Origin of the sequence: Hydrogenibacillus schlegelii (assembly GCF_001653195.1) — a bacterium.
Classification (GTDB): Bacteria; Bacillota; Bacilli; order Thermicanales; family DSM-22653; genus Hydrogenibacillus; species Hydrogenibacillus schlegelii.
In genome coordinates this window covers 1-3,370 of record NZ_JXBB01000043.1, presented here as the reverse complement: position 1 = coordinate 3,370, position 3,370 = coordinate 1, and the positions used below count along the sequence as shown (strand labels likewise).

The 3,370-nt window shown below is 51.2% G+C and carries 3 protein-coding genes; 2 read left to right on the top strand and 1 reads right to left on the bottom strand.

What is annotated here, in order from left to right:
* Window positions 1-218: transposase (locus SA87_RS13305; RefSeq protein WP_245637706.1), on the bottom strand; the 218-nt coding region annotated here is incomplete at its 3' end.
* An 869-nt stretch (window positions 219-1,087) separates the two neighbouring features.
* Here SA87_RS13305 and SA87_RS13300 point away from each other — a divergent pair.
* Together SA87_RS13300 and SA87_RS09510 are read left to right on the top strand one after the other, a co-directional pair.
* A complete protein-coding gene (locus SA87_RS13300) occupies window positions 1,088-1,888 on the top strand; it encodes a hypothetical protein (RefSeq protein WP_156423418.1) in 801 nt (266 codons plus the stop codon).
* 585 nt (window positions 1,889-2,473) lie between these two features.
* Entirely contained in the window at window positions 2,474-3,286 is an 813-nt protein-coding gene (locus SA87_RS09510) for a hypothetical protein (RefSeq protein WP_066202383.1), read from the top strand.
* Window positions 3,287-3,370: the final 84 nt, after the last annotated feature.

Below are 3,370 nucleotides of genomic sequence, written 5' to 3'. Positions count from 1 at the left end.
AGCGATCGCACGGGAATGAGGGGAACGACGTCCATCTTCAAAAGCCGATCGAGCGTTTCCGTATCGGCATATCCACCGTCTCCGGAGACGCTTTGAATGCGAAGAGAGGGGTGCTCACGCCGGATGTGCAGCAGAGCTTCGATGGCGGCCTCTCGTTCCGCAGTGCCCGTGATGATCTTGGCCTGGGTCCGCAAGATGACGGAGGAGCGGGTGTCCACCGTGTGATGAATGAGATCACGCCAATGGGCTTCTTGGCCGGAGCTCTTTCGATAAAGGCGGGCATCCGGATCGGTCATGCTCCGGTGGGTCCGGTTGGAAAACCGCTCCCCCCGAAAATCGCCCGGCTTCTTGGGTGGCCTTCCCGACGAAGCCGAAGGGGAGCCGGGGGATGAAAGGTTCGGGCCCGGATCGGGAGGATGGAGGTCGGACGGAGAGGAGTCGTCCTGGACCTCGTCCCCGCCGTCGGAAAATGAGCGATCTTCTTCCTCCAGCCGGGCCAAATAAGCGTCAAGCGACTCGACGGGGGCCGGCGTGATGGGCTTTAAGCTGTGGATGGAAGCATTGGCGCGGACAAGGGTGCCGTCCACCGCGACATGCACTTCCGGCTGAACGAGCCCTGCGGCGATGCACTGATCCACCACATGGCGCATGGCTTTCTCAAAAATGCCGTGCCTGCGCCAACGTTTCCGTGTTTTGACCCCGGCCGTGCGATCCTTAAAGCCGTGGACCCCCGGCCTCCGGGTAAAGCATGGATCGCGGAGAAATCCAAGACGCGATCGATTTGGCGAAGGATGTGATTATGTGGCACGAGGGCTTCCGTATCCATATGCTGAAACCATTTGGGTTGATGGGAAGTCAATCGTCGAGACCGCAGGTTTGAATCTCTTTTTTGAGAATAAGGATGCTTGCTTGCTTTGATGGAATAAATTCGATCCATGGGTCCGGTTTTCCTTCAAATGAAGGGGTTTTTCACCGGCCTTCTAATGAGAGATGCGCTCTTAATAACGTGATCAATCGAGAAATTGCGTGACTTAGTGGTGATTGCAAAGAATGAAACGTCTTACTTAAGAAAGGAGAAATTATGAAAATGAAAAGAAAAAAGAAATTAATTTCTTTAGTCTTAAGTACTTCAATTTTTTTCAGTGCGATCTCTCAAGCATTTGCTGCAGGCACTTCTGTCGCTAGCCCAGAGCAAATACAACATATGGTTCCCATACAAACTAAACAGGAGGTTTATTCTGTAAAAGAGACAAGCGTATATCAAGTGCTAGGGCAAAATGGTCAGGTGGAAGTCCAGGGCGTCAAGACGGCAGCGATCAAGGCGGGGATTCGCAGGCTGGTTTATTACCTGCGACATGACACTGACAAGGTTATCAATGAACTACGAGATTATGTTCCTAATCGTTATCTTACTGTATTAAAAAATAACTCGGATAAAATCGCTAATTTCCTTGAAAGTTTTCTTGCGTGGGAGGATCTAGCATATCAAACCATCTATGATCAGACATATAATTTCTTGCGCTGGAATCTAGGATTTGCCCACTCAACGTCTCACTGGATCGCCTTGGCATTAAATGGATCATTGAGAGGGGGTTGCTCTGACATGAGAGCATCTGGCGGTACACCTAACTTGGATCATGTCTTGAGCAAGTTCAGTGAAGAAGAATATGAGGGTTTCAAGCAGTTTATGCGCTGGATACCTGATAATCGTGACCGGCTTTGGGCCAAACCTCAACAGGCCCGCGAAATCTTGGTAAAAGCCTTCAAGCATTTCGTGCCAACCAGAGGGGAAGAGGATTTGGAACGGATTTTTGAAGCTCTAAGAAAAGATGCACCTGGAATGCCTCTCCTAAATTTGGTCAAAAAAAATACGATGAAAAGGAATTAATTCCAGCATTATCGTTGCCTCTATGTTCATCGCGGGATTCGATAGGGAAGAAAAGAAGAAAATTTGAATGAGGACAGCACTCATGTTGCATATACTTAAAACCCAGTGGCGGGTAGCCATTGTAACCGGGTAGCCATTGTAACTTGGAAGGGGAACAAGATCATTTTCGGGATCGTTGGGATTATGGTTTCTTTTTTCATCGCTACTTTTGTGCAGGCAGGAAGCATGAACTACGCCAAAGCTTGAGAGACATTGGGAGGTGCAAGGTGGAACGGGTATATTCAAATTCAAGCCTGCTATAACGACAACGGAAAACATGCAAAGAGGGGATATCACCGGTTTACGCGTGAAGCTGGCCCGCCACTCGACACGGGGCGTCTCTACACATCGGAGGCGACATCATCGAATGACTGTACTGTCCGGTGGCGGGAGGACTCTGTCTGGGATTCTCCGCTCTGGGGCGACAAGTATACGACCAAGTACTGGTACGATTTCGAATGGTTCTGAGGTCTGGAGTAGCTTCCAGCCGATAGTTGGAAACTTTATTGACGTGCATTTTGCGGTGAGGGGGGAAGGGATGTCCGGGTGAACCAGCGACTGCGGTTGAATTTCAGGCTTGCCTTTACCAGCTTCTTTCTTGGAATTCTCACAGCTTTTATGGTGTGGTCTTTCCAGTGGGTGATGGAATCTTGGAAGGAAGTCACGCTCGACATGCCGGGTGACGTCACCGTTCTTCGGATGATCGAGGGACCTCAAATGGTCTCGGAAGCGGATGAGGCGGTGGCTCTTGAGGAGTTAAAGGCGTATCTTCGCGAGCGGTCGCTCGCTCTGATCGTGTCCTCAGTCGGAGATGGGCGGCCCGAAATCCTTCTTTACGATCCGCACGGCGTGGTTTCGTGGTTTCCCCGCGGCAACCCCGAAGATTCTCAGCTTGCGACAGATGAGGTTTACCTTTTTCAAGGAACGTACTCGGAGCGCCGGTGGTCGGAATCCCGCACGACCTCCCTTTTGCCAAAGGGAGTCATGGTGAAGGGAGTGATTCGCGCGCCTCGCGGAGCTGGCGACCTTCAATATGCAAGACGTATCGGAGGAGATCCGCTGCCGCCCGGACAGTATACGATCAATACGACGGATCCGGCGCACGTGCGCCAGATCCTTGCTTTATTGTACCGAATGGGCCTTATCCCACAGAGCGCACAAAAAGTGCCTTTTCTCCTCTACGCAACGCAAAATCCGTTGCTCATTATCACCATGCTCTTTTTGACAGCGGGATCCGTTGTTGCTGTTTTTTATTGGTCCCTCAACCTTCGCGGGCGCGCCCGGGAGTTCGGCCTTCGAAGTCGCCACGGTGCACTAGTCGTGTCCGGTATCATGTGTAAAAACGGATGGTCCAGGTAACATAAAATGAGCCATCCGGCCCTCTTTGGTAGAATGTGAGACGGAGAAGAAACCACTTCACCAGGAGGGATACCGGATGGCTCA